Source organism: Tabrizicola sp. (genome assembly GCF_030373185.1).
Classification (GTDB): Bacteria; Pseudomonadota; Alphaproteobacteria; order Rhodobacterales; family Rhodobacteraceae; genus Tabrizicola.
The window spans coordinates 302,916-319,256 of record NZ_JAUCZH010000007.1; the positions used below are offsets into that span (position 1 = coordinate 302,916).

Consider the following 16,341-nt stretch of genomic DNA (forward strand, 5'->3'; position numbering starts at 1 on the left):
CGTCCATTCAACGCCCCTTGGTCGCCCGGAGGCGAACCGGATGCAAGCCAATCAACCAACGCAGTTGCCGATTGACCAAATCGCGGCGACAGGCTTTGTTGCCGACATGCCGCTACATTTTGCAGATCAGGAATACGCCGCCCGCAAAGACCTCGCTCGCAGCGCGCTACAGGCGGCGGGGCTGGAGGCATTGCTGATGTTTGCCCCGGAAAGCCACTACTGGATTTCGGGCTATGACACCTTCGGCTTTGCAATGTTTCAGTGCATGGTGCTGACCGCTCGGGGCGATCTGCACCTTTTGACCCGCACGCCCGACCTGAGGCAGGCGCAACTGACCTCGACCCTTGGCGACAGCGAAATCCACATCTGGCAAGACATCGAAGGCGCTTATCCCGCAACGGACCTTGCGCGGCTTCTGGCCGATCTTGGGGTCAGCGGCCCCATCGGCTATGAAAGCGATACGGCGGGGCTGACAGACCGCAACGGCCGGATGCTGCACCGCGCCCTGCCCGGCCTGATCGACGCGTCAGACCTGATCCGCGCACTGCGCAGGGTAAAATCCCCGGCCGAAATTGCCATGCACCGCCGCGCCGCCGCCCTTTCCGACGACGCGCTGGATCAGGCCATCGCGATGGCCCGCCCCGGCGCGTTCGAGGGCGATATCCTTGCCGCCATGCAAGGCGCAGTCTTCAAGGGCGGCGGCGATTATGCCGGAAACGAGTTCATCCTTGGCTCTGGCCCCGGCGCGTTGCTGTGTCGGTATTATTCCGGCCGAAGACATCTGGACGCCGAGGATCAGCTGACCCTTGAATGGTCGGGCGCTTATGCCCGCTATCATGCCGCGATGATGCGCACCGTCCTTGTGGGCCGCGCGACGGACCACCATCGCCGGATGCATGCCGCCGCCGTCGAAGCGCTGGAGGCCTGCGAGGCTGCCATCCGCCCCGGTCAGCCAATGGGCGATGTCTATGACGCCCATGCCCGGGTCTTTGACGCCCACGGCCTGTCGCACGCACGCTTGCGGGCCTGCGGATATGGGATGGGCGCGGTCTATAACCCGATCTGGGTGGATTTCCCGATGTTCTATCAGGGCAATCCCCTGATCATGAAGGCCGGTCAGGTGTTCTTTCTGCACATGATCCTGATGGACAGTGACGCAGGCAAGGCGATGACGCTTGGCCATTCGGTGCTGGTCGGTGAAACCGGGATCGAGCGTTTGTCGCGCCACGGGCTGGGGCTGATCCTGAACGACTAGCTTTCCCTGCCTGCGCTACGGCCGAAAGCCGTCAGAGGTTGGCAATCGGCCGAAATCGGGTTATGGGCGACGCAATGAACATGGAGCCGGGTGCAATTCCCGGCTGGCTCTTCCGGCCGCCGATCCGCCGGACCACCGTCTTGCAGACATTAGAACACACCCTCGATACGGCCCGCCTGTGCCGCATCGGTCTGGAACGGATTGCACATGATTTCGATGAACGCTTACCGCGACCAATGGTTCGGCAATATCAAGCCTGACCTGTTGTCGGGCCTTGTCGTGGCCCTTGCCCTGATCCCCGAGGCGATTGCCTTTTCCATCATCGCGGGCGTCGACCCCAAGGTCGGTCTTTACGCCAGCTTTTCCATTGCCGTGATCACTGCGATTGCAGGCGGGCGGCCCGGAATGATCTCGGCCGCGACCGCGGCGACGGCGGTTCTGATGGTGACACTCGTCAGGGACCACGGGCTGCAATACCTGCTGGCCACCACGGTTCTGGCCGGGTTGTTGCAGATCGGGATGGGAGTGGCGCGGCTGGGCTTTGTCATGCGCTACGTCTCGAAATCGGTGATGACCGGGTTTGTGAACGCTCTGGCGATCCTGATCTTCATGGCGCAACTGCCGGAACTGGACCCGACCAAGGTCACCTCTTTGACCTTCGTGCTGGTCGCGGCGGGCTTGGCGATCATCTATCTTTTCCCCTATGTCACCAAGGCGATCCCGTCGCCTCTGGTTACCATCATCGTCCTGACCGCACTGGTGATGGCCTTTGGCTGGGACGTGCGCACGGTGGGCGACATGGGGGCCTTGCCCGATACCTTGCCGGTGTTCCTGATCCCGGACATCCCGCTGACGCTGGAAACCTTGCAGATCATCTTCCCTTACGCGCTGGCAGTAGCCGTCGTGGGCCTGTTGGAAAGCCTGATGACGCAAAGCCTTGTCGATGACCTGACCGACACCAAAACGGACCGCAATCAGGAATGTATCGGTCAGGGCCTTGCCAACACAGCCACCGGCTTCATCGGCGGCATGGCGGGCTGTGCGATGATCGGGCAAAGCATGATCAACGTGAAATCGGGTGGGCGGGGGCGGCTTTCCTGCGCCTTTGCCGGGGTGATGCTGCTGATCTTCTGCGTGGCGCTGGGTGAGTGGGTCAGCCAGATTCCGATGCCCGCACTGGTGGCGATCATGATCATGGTGTCGATCGGCACGTTTTCATGGTCGTCGATCAAGAACCTGACCACACATCCCCGGTCATCTTCCGTGGTGATGCTGGCGACGGTTGTGGCCGTGGTCTACACGCATAACCTTGCCATCGGGGTGCTTTTGGGCGTTCTCTTGTCGGGCATCTTCTTTGCCGGCAAGATCGCGCAGCTGTTCCGCGTCACCAGCACGATCAGCGCCGACGGGCGGCAGCGCACCTACCGGGTCGAGGGACAATTGTTCTACGGCTCGGTCGAGGATTTCATGGCCGCCTTCGACTTCAAGGAGGCGCTGGACCGCGTGGTAATCGACGTGACGGCGGCGCATATCTGGGACATCTCATCGGTGCAGGCGCTGGACATGGCGGTGCTGAAGTTCCGTCGTGACGGTGCCGAGGTCGAGATTGCAGGGATGAACGAAGCGTCGGAAACCATCGTTGACCAGCTTGCCCTGCATGACAAGCCGGGCGCGCTGGACAAGTTGATGGCGCATTGAGGGGGTCGATTGTGAACACGAAAATTCTCGCACTCGTTGACGGGTCGACCTATGCGACCAGCGTCTGTCATACGGCGGCATGGATCGCGAAACGGCTGGGCGGCGGGGTGGATGTCTTGCACCTGTTGCCCGACATCCACGCCAAGGGAACGGGCGATCTGTCCGGCGCGCTGAAGCTGGGCGCACGGACCGCGCTGATGGAAGAACTGGTCACGCTGGAGGCGCAGCGGGCCAAGCTGGTGACAGTGCAGGGCCACGCCATCCTTGACGATGCCAAGGCGCTGATCGAGGCAGAGGGCATCTCATCCGTCACCCAAAAGCTGCGCTACGGCGATCTGGTGGAAACCCTTGCCGCACTACAGCCCGAGGTGCGGGCGCTGGTTGTTGGCAAGCGGGGCGAAGGCAGCGGCGGGGCGTTTGAACATCTTGGGTCGAACCTTGAACGGATCATCCGCAGCGCCACGGTTCCGGTGTTCGTCGCTGCGCGGGCGTTCAAGCCGATCACCAAGGTCTTGATCGCCTTCGACGCCAGCGACAGCGCCGAGCGCGCAGTGGACCGGATGGCAGCCAGCCCGGTGTTTGATGGCTTGCAGGCAGTGTTGGTCCATGCCGGAACCGACAGCCCGGCGGTCCGCGCAAGGATGGCGGTCGCGCAGGCCCGTTTGGCCGCAGGCGGGTTGCAGGTTACAACCGAGATCGTCGCAGGCGAACCCGAGGTGGCGCTGGATCGCATGATCGCAAGCCAAGGGTTTGACCTTCTGGTCATGGGGGCCTACGGCCACTCCCGGATCCGCAACCTGATCATCGGATCAACAACCACGGCGATGATCAGGGCCTGCAAGATCCCGGTGCTCCTTTACCGCTGACCTGGCAATCCGGGCCGACCCTCTTGCGTGGCGGATCCGTGCGCCATTTCTGCCGCCACCCACTCAGGATGACGGGCATCAAGACCCGAGCCGCACCAGTTGCGCGACACAACCTTCGCACCGAGATGCATCACAAACCGGCGCCAAACGGTGCTTCAAACATGATCAAGGGGAAGTGGCGGACCCGGAGCGATTCGAACGCCCGACCCTCAGATTCGTAGTCTGATGCTCTATCCAGCTGAGCTACGGGTCCGCAATACCGGGCGATGTAGAGAAGCGCGGCAGGGTTTGCAAGGGGCAAATCACCCCTCGCTGTCCGTTGTCGCCTTCGGCAGGTGAATGATGAATTCGGTCCCTTCGACATCGCTGCGGGCAAGGTCCAGCCGCCCGCCATGACCGCGCACCAATTCGGCGGCAATGGCAAGCCCAAGACCTGTGCCGCCCTTTCGCGCCCCACCCTGAAAGGCCGAGAACAGATGCTCGCGTGCCTTGGGCGGCAGGCCGGGGCCGGTGTCACCGACGCTGATCCACCAGTCGTTGTCATCCTCACCCGCCGCAATCTCGATGGTGCCGGGCTGGCCTGTTGGCTCTATCGCCTGCCGGGCATTGCGTACCAGATTGGACAGGACGCGATAGAGCTGCTCGCCATCGGCTCTGATCGTAAGGCCGGCTGGCACGTCGATCAGAACCGTGATGCTGGTTTCTGCCCCCAGCCCTTCACCCTCGGCCACTTCGCCAGCAAGCTGTGCCAGATTGAGCCGGCGCAGTTGCGGCGGCGGTTCCTCGGCCTTGCCGAAGGCCAGTGTCGATTCGCACAAGGACACCGCGCGGCTGATCGAATTGACAAGCTTCGGCGCCGAGCGGGCCACCACTGGATCGGCGCTGCCTTCAATGCGGTCGGCAAAAAGCTGGGCCGTGGTCAGGATATTGCGCAAATCGTGGCTGATCTTGGCCACCGCCCCGCCAAGCTGCGCCAGACGCTCCTTTTGCCGCAGCGCCCCTGTCAATTGCATCTGCATCGACTTCAGCGCCTCTTCGGCCACGCGCAGTTCCTCGACATCTGCGTTCGGTTCGATCACCCGGCGCGCATCCTCGGGGGCTTCGGCATAGGTTTGCATATGCCGCACCACACGACGGATCGGCAGGACAAGCAGGCGTTGCACCGCAAGGAACAGAAGGAAGGCTGTCACCACGGAAATCAGCGCCGACAGCACAAGGATCCTCAGACCGTAATCGACCATCGAATCGCGCAGCGGTTTGGTTTCCATGGTCACTTCGATCAGCGTTCCGGCATCTTGCACCGGGTAGCCGATGACGCGCACGATCCGGTTTTCAGCGTCGAACAGGCAGGCAAAGGCATCGCGGATCAATTCCCACGGGCCGGCCATCCGCAGGTCGAATGTATTGTGGATCTCTCCGGGAACGGGAGAGGACAGGATCAGTTGCCGCACGTCATCGCGGCGCAGGACAACGTTGTAAACCTCGGCGTTGACCAGAAGCTCGGCCTCAAGCTCCGGCATGATCATGTCTTCGGTAGCAAGCTGGGTCAGTGCCGCGATCTGGGCCTGCTTCAACCGCGTCAGCATGTAATCGGCACGGTAGCGGGCGATGGAGGGGACGAAGATCAGGATCTCGGCCAGCATCACAAAGATGACGGTCAGGATCAGGAAGCGCCCGGAAAGGGTGTTTAGGAACTTTCTCCGTCTCACCGTCTCCGACCTCTTCCTTGCCTGTTTTCAGGGGATCAGGCGCTGCACCAGCCGAACAACCCGCTTTAGCACAGGATTATCAAAGAGTTTCGGGGAAAAATAGGCTCCTGCGGCGCGTTTCGATACTTCGCCCAATGTCGGATAAGGGGCGACCATCCCCGCCACGGCCGACATCTTCAGCTTGGAGGAGACGGCAAGCGACCAGAACCCGATCAACTCTCCCGCCTGCGGTCCGACGATCGAGGCCCCGACCGGGCGGCCCTTGACCACCATCACCTTGACCAGACCCTTGGCCTTGCGTTCGGCGATGGCACGGTCGTTGTGGTGGAAATCGGCACGCACGACCGTCAGGGCGGCACCATGGGCGGCGCGCGCTTCGGCTTCGGTCAGGCCGATATGGGCAAGCTCCGGTTCGGTGAAGGTCGCGCGGGGGATGGCACGCGCGTCGGCGCGGGCGGGCAGGCCCAGCACCGCCTGCCGGATCACGATACCCGCATGCCATGCCGCGACATGGGTGAACTGCAAGCCCCCCGCCGCGTCGCCTATCGCAAAGATCCGCCGATTGGTGCTGCGCAGGCGCGCATCAACTGTCACGCCTTTTGCCGTGTGGGCGATGGCCGCCGCTTCAAGGTTCATGCCCGCCAGCGCCACCTTGCGGCCCACGGCCATCAGGATATGCGTGCCGGTGACCTGCGAGCCATCGCCCAGCGTGACCTCTACTGCGCCTTCGCTGCCGGAAAGCCGCACAACGGGCTGGCCCTCGACAAAGCTGATGCCCTCGGCCCGCAAAGCCTCGATCACCAGCCCGGCCAGTTCGGGATCTTCCCGGCCCAGCACCTTGGCCCCTTCGATCACGGTCACCTCGCAGCCCAGCCGCCGGTGCGCCTGCGCCATCTCCATTCCGATAGGGCCACCGCCGATCACGATCAGATGCCCCGGCCTTTCGCGCAGGGCAAAGATCGTCTCATTGGTCAGGTAGGGCGTTGTCTCCACCCCCGGGATCGGCGGCACAAACGGATGCGACCCGGTGGCGATCACAAAGCGGCGGGCGCGGATCAGGGTGCCGCCAGCCTCCACCTCGCGCGGACCGGTGAAGCGGGCGAATGCGCGGATCACGGTGCAGCCCAGACCTTCAAACCGTTCCTGACTGTCCACCGGGGCAATCTGGGCGATGACGGCGGCGACATGTTCCTTGACCGCCGCGAAATCCACCTGCGGTTCACCAGCGCCTATCCCCGGAAACCCCCGCCGCTGCACCTCGGCCGCCTTCGCCGCAGCGATCAGCGCCTTGGAGGGGACGCAGCCTGTGTTCAGGCAATCGCCGCCCATGTCGCCTGCCTCGATCAGCACGACGCGCGCGCCCATCTGCACGGCACCCGCCGCCACTGACAGCCCGCCGGACCCGGCACCGATCACGCAGATATCCGTCTCGATCCGGTCCATGTTACCTTGCCCTCTTGATGATGCGCAGGACCATGGGCAGCGCCGCCAAGGCTGCCAGACCCAGAATCGGCCCCAGCACCGCCGGGGTGAAGATGATGCCAAGATCCGGCGTCTCGCCGCGCGCGAAGACCTCGCCCAGACCGGACCCGACAGAGGTAAAGACCAGCGCGCCGGGAATGATGCCAAGGAAGGTCGATACGGCAAAGCGCGTCAGGCTGGTCCCGACAAAGGCCGGGATCAGGTTGGCCAGAACGAAAGGCACCGCCGGAACGATTCGCATCAGGAACAGGACCGACCATTCGTTCTCCCGCAAGCCGGTCTGCAACCGTGCCGCCACACCGCCAGCCGCCGCGATCCGGGCAGAGACGCTGGCCCCAAAGCCTGACCTCGCAGCCAGAAACACCGCCACAGCCCCGGTTCCCGCCCCGATCACGTTGAAAAGCACCCCGGGGAAAAGGCCAAACAGGAACCCGCCGGTCAGCGTGGCCACTGTCCCCCCAGGAAGGCTGAGCGCGACGATGCCGAAATAGATCGCTATGAAGCCCAGAATGGTCAGGCCATAGTTTGCATCCCGATAGGCGATAAGCGCCTCTCGGTGGCGGGCAAGCGCCTCGAAGCTGATCTGGTCGCGAAGCAGAAAGGCACCAAGCACCGCTGCGGCCAGAATGATCAGGAATGGCAGCTTTCGCAGCCACCCCGGCTTTTTGCCAGCACTCGAAGTGTCTTCGTCCGGCATGATATGGGTTCTTTCTTGCATCGCGTGAACATGACCTGCGACACTGTCGTTTGACAGGGCCATCACGCCGCATTGATCCGCAAGGCAGGCGGCGGCGGTCAACTGAAACATTTGCAGCAGGTGCCGCTCGATTTGTTGCAGGAAAATCGCACGGCCTGCGTTGACTTGGGGCGCGACCGCCCGTAAAGCACGGGCTTCAAGTTCTGAGCCCTCGAATCCGGGCTCGGGTGCCGTCTGATGGAGAGCCGCGATGAAGCGCACATTTCAACCGTCGAACCTGGTTCGCAAGCGCCGCCACGGCTTTCGTGCGCGCATGGCCACCAAGAACGGCCGTCTGGTCCTTGCTGCACGCCGCGCCAAGGGCCGTCACAAGCTGTCCGCCTGATCACGCGCCCTTCGGGGCGACAGGGGTTGCAACATGACACCGCCGGAGAACCAGGGCCAAGGCAGTGATGCCGAGGCACCCACGGGTTCCCCGGCGGTTTCGCTTTGCGTGATGCGCAAGCGTGCCGATTTCCTGAAGGCCGCTTCTGCGCGGCGGCAGGGAACCAGCGGGTTCCTTTTGCAGGCGCGCAACCGCGCCGACGGAACCGACTGCGTGCGCGTCGGCTTTACCGCCTCCAAGAAGATCGGCAATGCAGTTCTGCGCAACCGCGCCAAGCGCCGCCTGCGGGCGCTGGCCCGCGAAGGCTTGCCGGGGGTGGCGTTGCCCGGTTGGGATTACGTTCTGGTTGCCCGTCCAGAGGCGACCGTGACCCGCCCCTACGCCGACCTTTGCGAAGACCTCGCACTGGCCCTGCGCAGCGTCCACCGGGGCAAGGCATGACCCCGCTTGCGCATGTGCTGGCCCTGCCCGTCCGGGCTTACCGGTTGATCCTGTCGCCTTGGGTCGGGCATGGCTGCCGCTTTCAACCCACCTGTTCGGCCTACGCGCTTGAGGCGTTTGACAGGCATGGCGGGCTGAAGGGGGGCTATCTGACCGTGCATCGGCTGTGCCGTTGCCACCCTTGGGGCGGGCATGGCTATGACCCGGTGCCGGGGGCCGACCCTGACCACGACGCAAGGCACTGAACCCCAAGGCGGCGGATTTCCGGCTGGGTTTGGCGTCACTCCAGCGTGGCGATGATGGCGCGCAGGGTTTCGATCCCCTCGCCCTTTTCGGAACTGGTGACCACGATCTCGGGGTAGGCGGCGGGATGCTTGGCCAAGGCGGTCTTGACCTGCTCGATCACCGCCTCACGTTCCGACCGCAGGATCTTGTCCACCTTGGTCAGAACCACCTGAAAGGTGACGGCTGACCGGTCAAGGAGCGCAAGGATCTCGGCATCGACCGCCTTGATCCCATGCCGCGCGTCAACCAGCACGAAGGCCCGGCGCAGGGTCTGTCGCCCGGCAAGGTATTGCTTCAAAAGCGCCTGCCATTTGGCCACGATGGCCACCGGGGCTTCGGCATAGCCATAGCCGGGAAGGTCTACCAGATAGCGGCTTTCGCCCAGCGCGAAATAGTTGATCTCTTGCGTCCGGCCCGGCGTGTTCGAGGCCCGCGCCAGCGTCTTGCGCCCGGTCAGCGCATTGATCAGGCTGGATTTCCCGACATTTGACCGGCCAGCAAAACAGACCTCAAGCCGATCTGCCGGCGGCAGGCCTGACATGGCGACCACGCCTTTGACGAAAGTCACCGGCCCGGCGAACATCAGCCGCCCGGTTTCGCGGGCGTCTTCCTCGGCCTCGGGGGCAAGGGTGAAGGTCATGCTCATATGCGCACCTCGTCACCAAGGGCCACGTCGCCCGATGCGATGACCCGGGCAAAGATGCCAAAGTCGGTATGGCCGTATTCCGCCTCAAGTGCCGCCATGGTGTCAGCATCCTGCACGCCGGTATCGGGGTTTGCCCCGGTGGCCCGGCAGCGGCCGATGGGTTCCACGACCACAAGCCGGGCGGTCCCAACCGTGATTTCACGACCGATCAGGTCAAGCTCGGCCCAGGGTGCCCAGCCATCAACCCAAATGTTGCCGCGCCAGCGATGAACCGACAGATCGCGCCCCATCCGTGCCGACAGGTCGGCAAGCGACGACAGGCTGTTGATCGACACCAAGGGCTGATCCTGATCGGTCAGTGCCTGCCCCGGCACATGGATCACCTGCGCGGGCTCGGGCCGGTTTTCTGGCCAAAGCGGGCGCAGCCAGTCAATCAGGCGGGCGGCATCGGCAGGATCGTCAGGGCGAAAGGTTTCAGTCGGGCAGCGCGGATGCGACAGGGTCACAGCAGAATTCGCCACATCGGACACACAGGAGATCGCCATCAGATCAGCCGACCCCCAGCCGCGCAGAAACTGCAACTTCGGCGCCCATGCCAAAGGCAAGGGCAGACGGGCTGCCGCATGAGCAACGGCCCAGACCCGGTCAAACGGGAAAGCCGTGTCCCTGGTCAGCGCGACCCGGTCAACCAGTTCATACCCGGCAGACTTGATCGGATGCCGGACCAGTTTCGCGACCTGCCCGGTTGCCGGAACCGTCACTTCTTCTTTGCCTTCGACTTGTCGGCCACCGGTGCCGGCTCTTTCTTCTTGAAGCCCGACTTGATGTTGCCGAACAGGTCAGGCTTGTGGCCGTGGCTGCGCATGATCACATATTGCTGCATGAAGGTGATCGTGTTGTTGGTGATCCAGTAGACCACAAGACCGCTGGCAAACCCGCCCAGCATGAACATGAAGATCCACGGCATCCAGGCAAAGATCGAGGCCTGAATCGGGTCGGTGGGCGCGGGGTTCAGCTTCATTTGCAGCCACATGCTGGCACCCAGCAAGATCGGCAGCACGCCGATGAACAAGAGGTGCAACAGCGATCCTGTGACCGGCGCGTCCCATGGCAAGAGTCCGAACAGGTTGAAAAGCGATGACGGATCGGGGGCGGACAGATCGTTGAGCCAGCCCACGAAGGGGGCATGACGCAATTCGATTGTGACGAAGATAACCTTGTAGAGCGCAAAGAAGATCGGGATCTGGATCAGGATCGGCAAGCAGCCTGCGGCGGGGTTCACCTTCTTGTCCTTGTAAAGCTGCATCATCTCGCGTTGCAGCTTCTGACGATCTTCGCCCGCGCGTTCCTTCAGCGCCTCCATCTCGGGCTGAAGCTCTTTCATCCGCGCCATCGAGACATAGGATTTGTAGGCTAGCGGCAGCACGATGATCTTCAAAACAAAGGTCAGCCCGATGATCGCGAGGCCCATGTTGCCGATCAAGGCATTCAGCCAGTGCAGAACGGCAAAGATCGGCTTGGTCAGGAAGAAGAACCAGCCCCAGTCGATTGAATCAAGGAACCCCGGTATACCGCCCTCGCGCTCATATTCGCGGATCGTGGCCCATTCCTTTGCGCCGGCAAAGAAGCGGACGGTGGATGTTGTGCTGGCACCAGCCGCAAGGCTTACAGCGGCCGGGCGCACTTCGGCCTGATAGATCCCCGAGGCGGGGACATATTTCAGCACCGACTTGTACGGTTTGCCCTGTTCGGGAATCAGCGATGTCATCCAGTAGTGGTCGGTAAAGCCGATCCAGCCATCCACGGCCGACTCGGTCACTTCGGCCGGCAGACCTTCGCGCGGATCGACCGCGAGATCGACGATGTCGGAATAGTCCGTCTCCAGAAGTTCGCCGTCGTTGCGCTGCACGGCCCCTTCATGGACCACAAAGATGTTTTGCAGTTGCGGGAGGCCGTGACGGGCGATGATGCCATAGGGCTGCAAGGTAACGGCAGCGGCAGAGCTGTTGTCCACCCGGTCAGTCACGGTAAACATGAAGTCTTCGTCAATCACGATTTCCCGCTGGAAGGTCAGGCCCTTGCCATTTTCCCAGCGAAGCGAAACCGGATTGCCGGGGGCAAGGGTGCCACCCCCTGCGATGGTCCATTCCGTCATGGCATCAGGCACATCGCCCGCTGCAAGGCCAGTGCCGGGCAGCCAGCCAAAGACCGAATAATACGCAAGATTCTCCCCGACAGGTGCAAGAAGGCGCACCGTGTCCGAACCCGGTTCGATCGTCTCGCGGTAGGTTTTCAGCGACAGATCATCAATCCGGCCACCCAGAAGCGAGATCGTCCCTGACAGCTTGGCGGTGTCAATCGCAAGGCGCGGCGCTTCGGGGACGGCGGGTGCGGTATCGGTTGCGGCACCCGCGGCCGGATCGGCGGTCGAGGCCACCGGGACACCCAAGTCAGTCGCAGTCGGGGCTGCCAGGTCAACCGTCGGCTCAGGCGGGGGAAACAGCACAAACCAGACGATCATCACCGCGGCGCTCAACACCATCGCGAGGATTAGGTTCTTGTTGTTCTGCTCTTCCATAGGCCAACCACCATGCCGCTTGTCGGGATCAGCGGTGCTTCAACGACAGGGGCGGGCAAAGGTCAAGGGCTTTCGCCCTTTCATCGCTGGCTCGACCCGTCAAATTCCGTCGGGTCGGCGGGTTTCAAGCAGGCTATCCACGGCCCGGAGGAGGTGTTCGGTCTGGCCTTGTGCCACAAGAAGACCTCATCGTGCCGCACGAGCGCTTGCCGCGATCAAAGACCTGTCATCTTCAGTCCACTGCTGCCGCTTTCGCTGCAACCCAATCCAGTGCCTTCTGATCAACCTGTCGTCGTTCTGACGGATACCCGCTGAAAGCACGATCCATTCGGCAAGATATCCGGTCGGCCTCAACGCGCCTTCACATTGATGCGCAGCGCTTTTGCCAACTGGTCACGATACCCGGACAACCACTGCACCACCTCTTCTGGCGGCAAGGGTCGGGCAATCACATAACCTTGTACATGACCACAGCCAAGCTGTGCCAGCATCGCATGCTCGCCCTGCGTTTCGACCCCTTCTGCAAGCGTTTCAAGACCCAGATCTTCGGCCAGAGACAGGATGGCCGTCACCAGTTTCTGCTTTTGTCGGTCACGGTCTACCGCCCGCACAAAGCTGCGGTCAATCTTCAGGCGGCGCAGCGCAAAGTTGCGGATCGAGGTGATGGACGCATTGCCGGTGCCGAAGTCATCAAGATCGACGCCACAGCCCATGTCGGACAGTCGGGCGATATTGCGGGCGATGATGTCATCCGCCTGAAGGGCCACGACCGTTTCCAGCACTTCGACCGTCAACCGCTCCGGCGCCATGTCTTGCCGATCGAGAGCCCAGCCAACCCGTTCGGGCAGGTGCGGATCGCGCAGATCCTGTGCCGAGAAGTTTACGGCCACTGTCGGCACCCTGAACCCGGCACGATCCCAATCAGCCAGTGCGGCGAGGGATTGGGACAGCATTTCCTGGCCAAGGATTTCCATCAGGTCGGTGCCTTCGATCGCGGGCAGGAACTCCCCCGGTGTCAGACAGCCTCGATCGGGGTGATGCCACCGCGCCAGTGCTTCCATGCCCGACACCGCACCGCTGTCAGTAGAAAGCTGCGGCTGAAAATGCGCACGGATCTGCCCGGCCGCGACGGCCGTTGCAAAGCCCGCACGCAGGCTGTCGCGTGCGGCACGCGCCAGTGCCAGATCAGTGGAATAGGCCCGGATTGCCCCGGGCCGGTGGCGCATCGCCTCATCGACGGCGACCTGGGCTGCCTCCAGTAGCGCCTTTCCGGCCCTGCTTTCCAGTTGCCGCGCAAGGCAGAACCCGATGCAGCAGGTCGCCTGAACCGGGGTGTCACCCAGCAGCATCGGTTGCTGCGCGACAAGTTGCAACCGGCCTGCGATGCGGACAATGGCTTCCAGATCAAGTCGCTGCGTCGGCCCCAGAACCACGACCAGACTGCCATCCTCCAGCGGGAAAAGCATGTCGCCCGGCCGCAACGATCCCCGAATCCGCGCGATGCAGCCAGCCAGGATTTCCGACTGGCGCGCGCGCCCATGCCGGTCACAAAGCCACGACGGATCATCAAATTGCAGCACAAGGCAGCCCGTCTGTTGCGAAGGGTCACGCAAGACCGCATCCAGCCGGTCGATCACCTGATCAGACACCGCCGCCGTTTGTGGTAGTGGCAAGAGTTGTCGCGCCAGAACCACCGCAAGCGGCAGCCCTACCGTCAGCGCCAGAAGCCCAGCCTCGCCGCCGACCCAGAAGGCCAGCAGCACAGCACAAGGAAGAAAAACGGCAAGCTCCTGTCGCCGCAGCAGCACAGCCATATGCCAGGAACCCGACAACATTAGACACCCCGCGACTGATGGGCCAAAAGGCCCGATGGATCGCGGTCAGGCTAGGCGGATGTTCCTGATCAGTTCCTTAACGCACATCCGAAAGTTGCAGAGAATTGTCGCTATCTGCCAGAGCGTTCGTGCCAAGTGCGGCAGCAAGCCCTGCAAAGTCGAACAGTCCGGGATCGGCAAGGTGCGACGGACGAACGTTCATCAGCGCGCGAAACATGATCTGACGGCGGCCGGGGGTGCGCGCCTCCCACTCGTCGAGCAGTTTCTTGACCTGCATCCGTTGCAAGCCCTCCTGACTGCCGCAAAGATCGCAAGGAATGATAGGATACCCCATTCCCCGCGCGAACTTCTCGCAATCCGCCTCGGCCACAAAGGCAAGGGGGCGGGCAAGGTAAAGGTCACCTTCCTCGTTCAACAGGCGCGGCGGCATGCTGGCAAGTCGGCCACCGTGGAAAAGGTTCATGAAGAAGGTCTCAAGGATATCGTCGCGGTGATGACCAAGGATGACGGTCGAGCAGCCTTCTTCCCGTGCGATCCGGTAAAGGTTCCCCCGCCGCAGCCGTGAACAGAGGCTGCAATAGGTTTTCCCCTGCGGAATCTTGTCCATGACGATGGAATAAGTGTCCTGATATTCGATCCGGTGCGGCACACCCATCCGGGTCAGGAAGTCTGGCAGAACGGTCGCCGGAAAGCCGGGCTGGCCCTGATCCAGATTGCAGGCCAGAAGGTCCACCGGCAGAAGCCCGCGCCATTTCAGCTCGTGCAGGATGGCCAGCAGGGTATAGCTGTCCTTGCCCCCCGACAGGCAGACCAGCCAGCGGTCCCCCTCACGCGCCATGCCATAGGTTTCCACGGCCTCGCGTACCTGCTGGACCAGCCGTTTGCGCATCTTGCGAAACTCCAGCCCCTTGGGGGCGCCGTGGAACAGCGGGTGGATATCGTCGGTTTCGTCAAGCATGCGGGCACCGGGGCAAGGGATGCGCCCTTATGCCAGAGGTGTCGGCCAAGGCAAAGCCCCGGGGGCGGTCATCCGAAACCGCTCGGCCCGCGTATCAGTCGAAACGGAGATACAGATGCGCATCCTTGCCCTTTCCGCCCTCGCCCTTCTGGCCGCCTGCACCGGCAAACCGTCGTTCAATGACCCCGCCCTCAGCGACCGCAAGCTGAACCTTGAGGAGTTCTTTGACGGCAATCTGGTCGCGAAGGGTCAGTTTCAGGATATCTTCGGCACCGTCCGCCGCCGGTTTGACGTGACGATCAAGGGCGACTGGGACGGTGAACGGCTGCGGCTGGTCGAGGATTTCGTCTATGAGGACGGATCGACCGAACAGCGCATCTGGACGCTGGTCAAGACCGGCCCCGACAGTTGGCGCGGCACCGCTCCGGGAGTGATTGGCGAGGCGACCGGCACCGAAGACGGTGACCGATTCAACTGGCGCTATACCATCGACCTGCCGATTCCGGCCGCCGATGGCAGCCTTGATACCGTGCGCGTGACCTTTGATGACTGGATGTGGCTGCTGTCGGATGACCGGCTGTTGAACCGCGCCTACATGCGGCGGTTTGGCGTCGATGTGGGCGATGTCACGATCAGCTTTGAAAAGCTGGATTGACCCTAGACATGCTGGGCGCCGTTGACCTCGATCTCGGCGCCAGAGATGTAGCTTGACTGGTCCGAGCACAGAAACCAGATCACATCGGCCACTTCCTTCGGCTGGCCCAGCCGCTGCATCGGCAGCTTTTCCACGATCTTGTCGGTACCGGGTGACAGGATTGTCGTTTCCACCTCTCCCGGCGCGATGGCGTTGACCCGCACGCCCAAAGGGCCGAAGTCATGGGCCATTTCCCGCGTAAGCGCCGCCAAGGCAGCCTTTGACGTGGCATAAGCCGCCCCCGCGAAGGGATGCACCTTGACCCCCGCGATCGAGGTGACATTGACGATCGCCCCCTTGGTTGCCGCCAATTCGTCCTTCAACCCGCGCGCCAGAATGACCGGGGCGAAGAAGTTCACATGGAACACATGCCCCCATGTCCGCAGATCGGTCGTCAAGGTGTTCAGCCTGCCACCCTCAGGCCCTTTCGGGCTGATCCCGGCATTGTTGACCAGCGCATGGATGCGCCCGCCGACCTTGGATTTGATCGTCTCGATGGCGGCAATCGTCTTGTTCGGATCGGCAAGGTCAAGCTGGATATGGTTGTCTTCGCCCCCCGGCCAAGGGCAACGCGGGTCGAACGGCTGGCGCGAACAGGTCAGCACCCGCCAACCTTCCGCCGAGAACCGCTTTACCGTGGCATGGCCGATACCGCGGCTGGCCCCGGTCAGGACGATGGTCTTCTGTTCGGTCATGCGGCCTCACTTGCTGCCGAAACCCTACTCTTCCTGTCGGGAAAGGCAAGGTTGCCTCTTGCATGATCCGCCGCTTGGCAGGGGCGACCAAAAGTCCTATTGGGGGCCAAGTCCCGG

General features: G+C 62.8%; 16 protein-coding genes, 1 tRNA gene and 1 other annotated feature. Of the genes, 7 read left to right on the forward strand and 10 right to left on the reverse strand.

Annotated features, from left to right (window positions below):
- Positions 1-40 precede the first annotated feature (40 nt).
- The 3 genes from QUV21_RS14810 to QUV21_RS14820 all read left to right on the forward strand — a co-directional run bounded on the left by QUV21_RS14810 (position 41) and on the right by QUV21_RS14820 (position 3,819).
- Entirely contained in the window at positions 41-1,255 is a 1,215-nt protein-coding gene (locus tag QUV21_RS14810; RefSeq protein WP_300855964.1) for a Xaa-Pro peptidase family protein, read from the forward strand.
- A 79-nt stretch (positions 1,256-1,334) separates the two neighbouring features.
- Positions 1,335-1,392: a sequence feature (sul1 is cis-regulatory element that is thought to sense ions involved in sulfur or methionine metabolism; They are found in Alphaproteobacteria), on the forward strand.
- A gap of 70 nt (positions 1,393-1,462) precedes the next feature.
- Positions 1,463-2,953 carry a SulP family inorganic anion transporter gene (locus QUV21_RS14815; protein ID WP_300855965.1) on the forward strand — a complete coding sequence of 497 codons (1,491 nt, stop codon included), beginning with the start codon at positions 1,463-1,465 and terminating at the stop codon, positions 2,951-2,953.
- A gap of 11 nt (positions 2,954-2,964) precedes the next feature.
- On the forward strand, positions 2,965-3,819 hold the full coding sequence (locus tag QUV21_RS14820) for a universal stress protein (protein ID WP_300855967.1): 855 nt from the start codon (positions 2,965-2,967) through the stop codon (positions 3,817-3,819).
- A 176-nt stretch (positions 3,820-3,995) separates the two neighbouring features.
- Here QUV21_RS14820 and QUV21_RS14825 read toward each other — a convergent pair.
- The 4 genes from QUV21_RS14825 to QUV21_RS14840 form a co-directional block, all read right to left on the reverse strand.
- Positions 3,996-4,072 (reverse strand) — tRNA-Arg (locus QUV21_RS14825).
- 49 nt (positions 4,073-4,121) lie between these two features.
- The gene (locus QUV21_RS14830; protein ID WP_300856085.1) at positions 4,122-5,462 is read right to left on the reverse strand and encodes a HAMP domain-containing sensor histidine kinase; all 1,341 of its coding nucleotides are present in this window, start codon (positions 5,460-5,462) and stop codon (positions 4,122-4,124) included.
- 93 nt (positions 5,463-5,555) lie between these two features.
- Positions 5,556-6,971: an FAD-dependent oxidoreductase gene (locus QUV21_RS14835; RefSeq protein ID WP_300855969.1), complete on the reverse strand. Its 1,416-nt coding sequence runs from the start codon at positions 6,969-6,971 to the stop codon at positions 5,556-5,558.
- Position 6,972: 1 nt separating this feature from the next.
- Positions 6,973-7,707 carry a VTT domain-containing protein gene (locus tag QUV21_RS14840; protein WP_300855971.1) on the reverse strand — a complete coding sequence of 245 codons (735 nt, stop codon included), beginning with the start codon at positions 7,705-7,707 and terminating at the stop codon, positions 6,973-6,975.
- Positions 7,708-7,957: 250 nt separating this feature from the next.
- Here QUV21_RS14840 and rpmH point away from each other — a divergent pair, with 250 nt between their 5' ends.
- From rpmH to yidD, 3 genes are read left to right on the forward strand one after another with little or no spacing between them, the layout of a single operon-like run.
- Positions 7,958-8,092: a 50S ribosomal protein L34 gene (rpmH, locus tag QUV21_RS14845; protein ID WP_125324946.1), complete on the forward strand. Its 135-nt coding sequence runs from the start codon at positions 7,958-7,960 to the stop codon at positions 8,090-8,092.
- Positions 8,093-8,125: 33 nt separating this feature from the next.
- Complete coding sequence (gene rnpA, locus QUV21_RS14850) at positions 8,126-8,533, forward strand: ribonuclease P protein component (RefSeq protein ID WP_300855972.1); 408 nt, start codon at positions 8,126-8,128, stop codon at positions 8,531-8,533.
- On the forward strand, positions 8,530-8,778 hold the full coding sequence (yidD, locus tag QUV21_RS14855) for a membrane protein insertion efficiency factor YidD (protein WP_300855974.1): 249 nt from the start codon (positions 8,530-8,532) through the stop codon (positions 8,776-8,778). The genes rnpA and yidD overlap by 4 nt, the downstream gene beginning before the upstream one ends.
- A 35-nt stretch (positions 8,779-8,813) precedes the next feature.
- Here yidD and yihA read toward each other — a convergent pair whose 3' ends face one another.
- From yihA to ttcA, 5 genes are all read right to left on the reverse strand, one after another.
- A complete protein-coding gene (yihA, locus tag QUV21_RS14860) occupies positions 8,814-9,464 on the reverse strand; it encodes a ribosome biogenesis GTP-binding protein YihA/YsxC (protein ID WP_300855975.1) in 651 nt (216 codons plus the stop codon).
- Positions 9,461-10,225, reverse strand: coding sequence for an MOSC domain-containing protein (locus QUV21_RS14865; RefSeq protein ID WP_300855977.1), 765 nt, complete (start codon positions 10,223-10,225; stop codon positions 9,461-9,463). The genes yihA and QUV21_RS14865 overlap by 4 nt, the downstream gene beginning before the upstream one ends.
- Positions 10,222-12,042 carry a membrane protein insertase YidC gene (yidC, locus tag QUV21_RS14870; RefSeq protein WP_300855979.1) on the reverse strand — a complete coding sequence of 607 codons (1,821 nt, stop codon included), beginning with the start codon at positions 12,040-12,042 and terminating at the stop codon, positions 10,222-10,224. The genes QUV21_RS14865 and yidC overlap by 4 nt, the downstream gene beginning before the upstream one ends.
- A gap of 350 nt (positions 12,043-12,392) precedes the next feature.
- A complete protein-coding gene (locus QUV21_RS14875; protein ID WP_300855980.1) occupies positions 12,393-13,856 on the reverse strand; it encodes an EAL domain-containing protein in 1,464 nt (487 codons plus the stop codon).
- A 97-nt stretch (positions 13,857-13,953) separates the two neighbouring features.
- Entirely contained in the window at positions 13,954-14,835 is an 882-nt protein-coding gene (ttcA, locus tag QUV21_RS14880) for a tRNA 2-thiocytidine(32) synthetase TtcA (RefSeq protein ID WP_300855982.1), read from the reverse strand.
- A 115-nt stretch (positions 14,836-14,950) separates the two neighbouring features.
- Here ttcA and QUV21_RS14885 point away from each other — a divergent pair, with 115 nt between their 5' ends.
- The gene (locus tag QUV21_RS14885) at positions 14,951-15,490 is read left to right on the forward strand and encodes a DUF3833 domain-containing protein (protein WP_300855984.1); all 540 of its coding nucleotides are present in this window, start codon (positions 14,951-14,953) and stop codon (positions 15,488-15,490) included.
- 2 nt (positions 15,491-15,492) lie between these two features.
- Here the strand turns inward: QUV21_RS14885 and QUV21_RS14890 are convergent, their stop codons facing one another.
- Positions 15,493-16,224, reverse strand: a complete 732-nt coding sequence (locus QUV21_RS14890; protein ID WP_300855986.1) for an SDR family oxidoreductase — start codon at positions 16,222-16,224, stop codon at positions 15,493-15,495.
- Positions 16,225-16,341 lie beyond the last annotated feature (117 nt).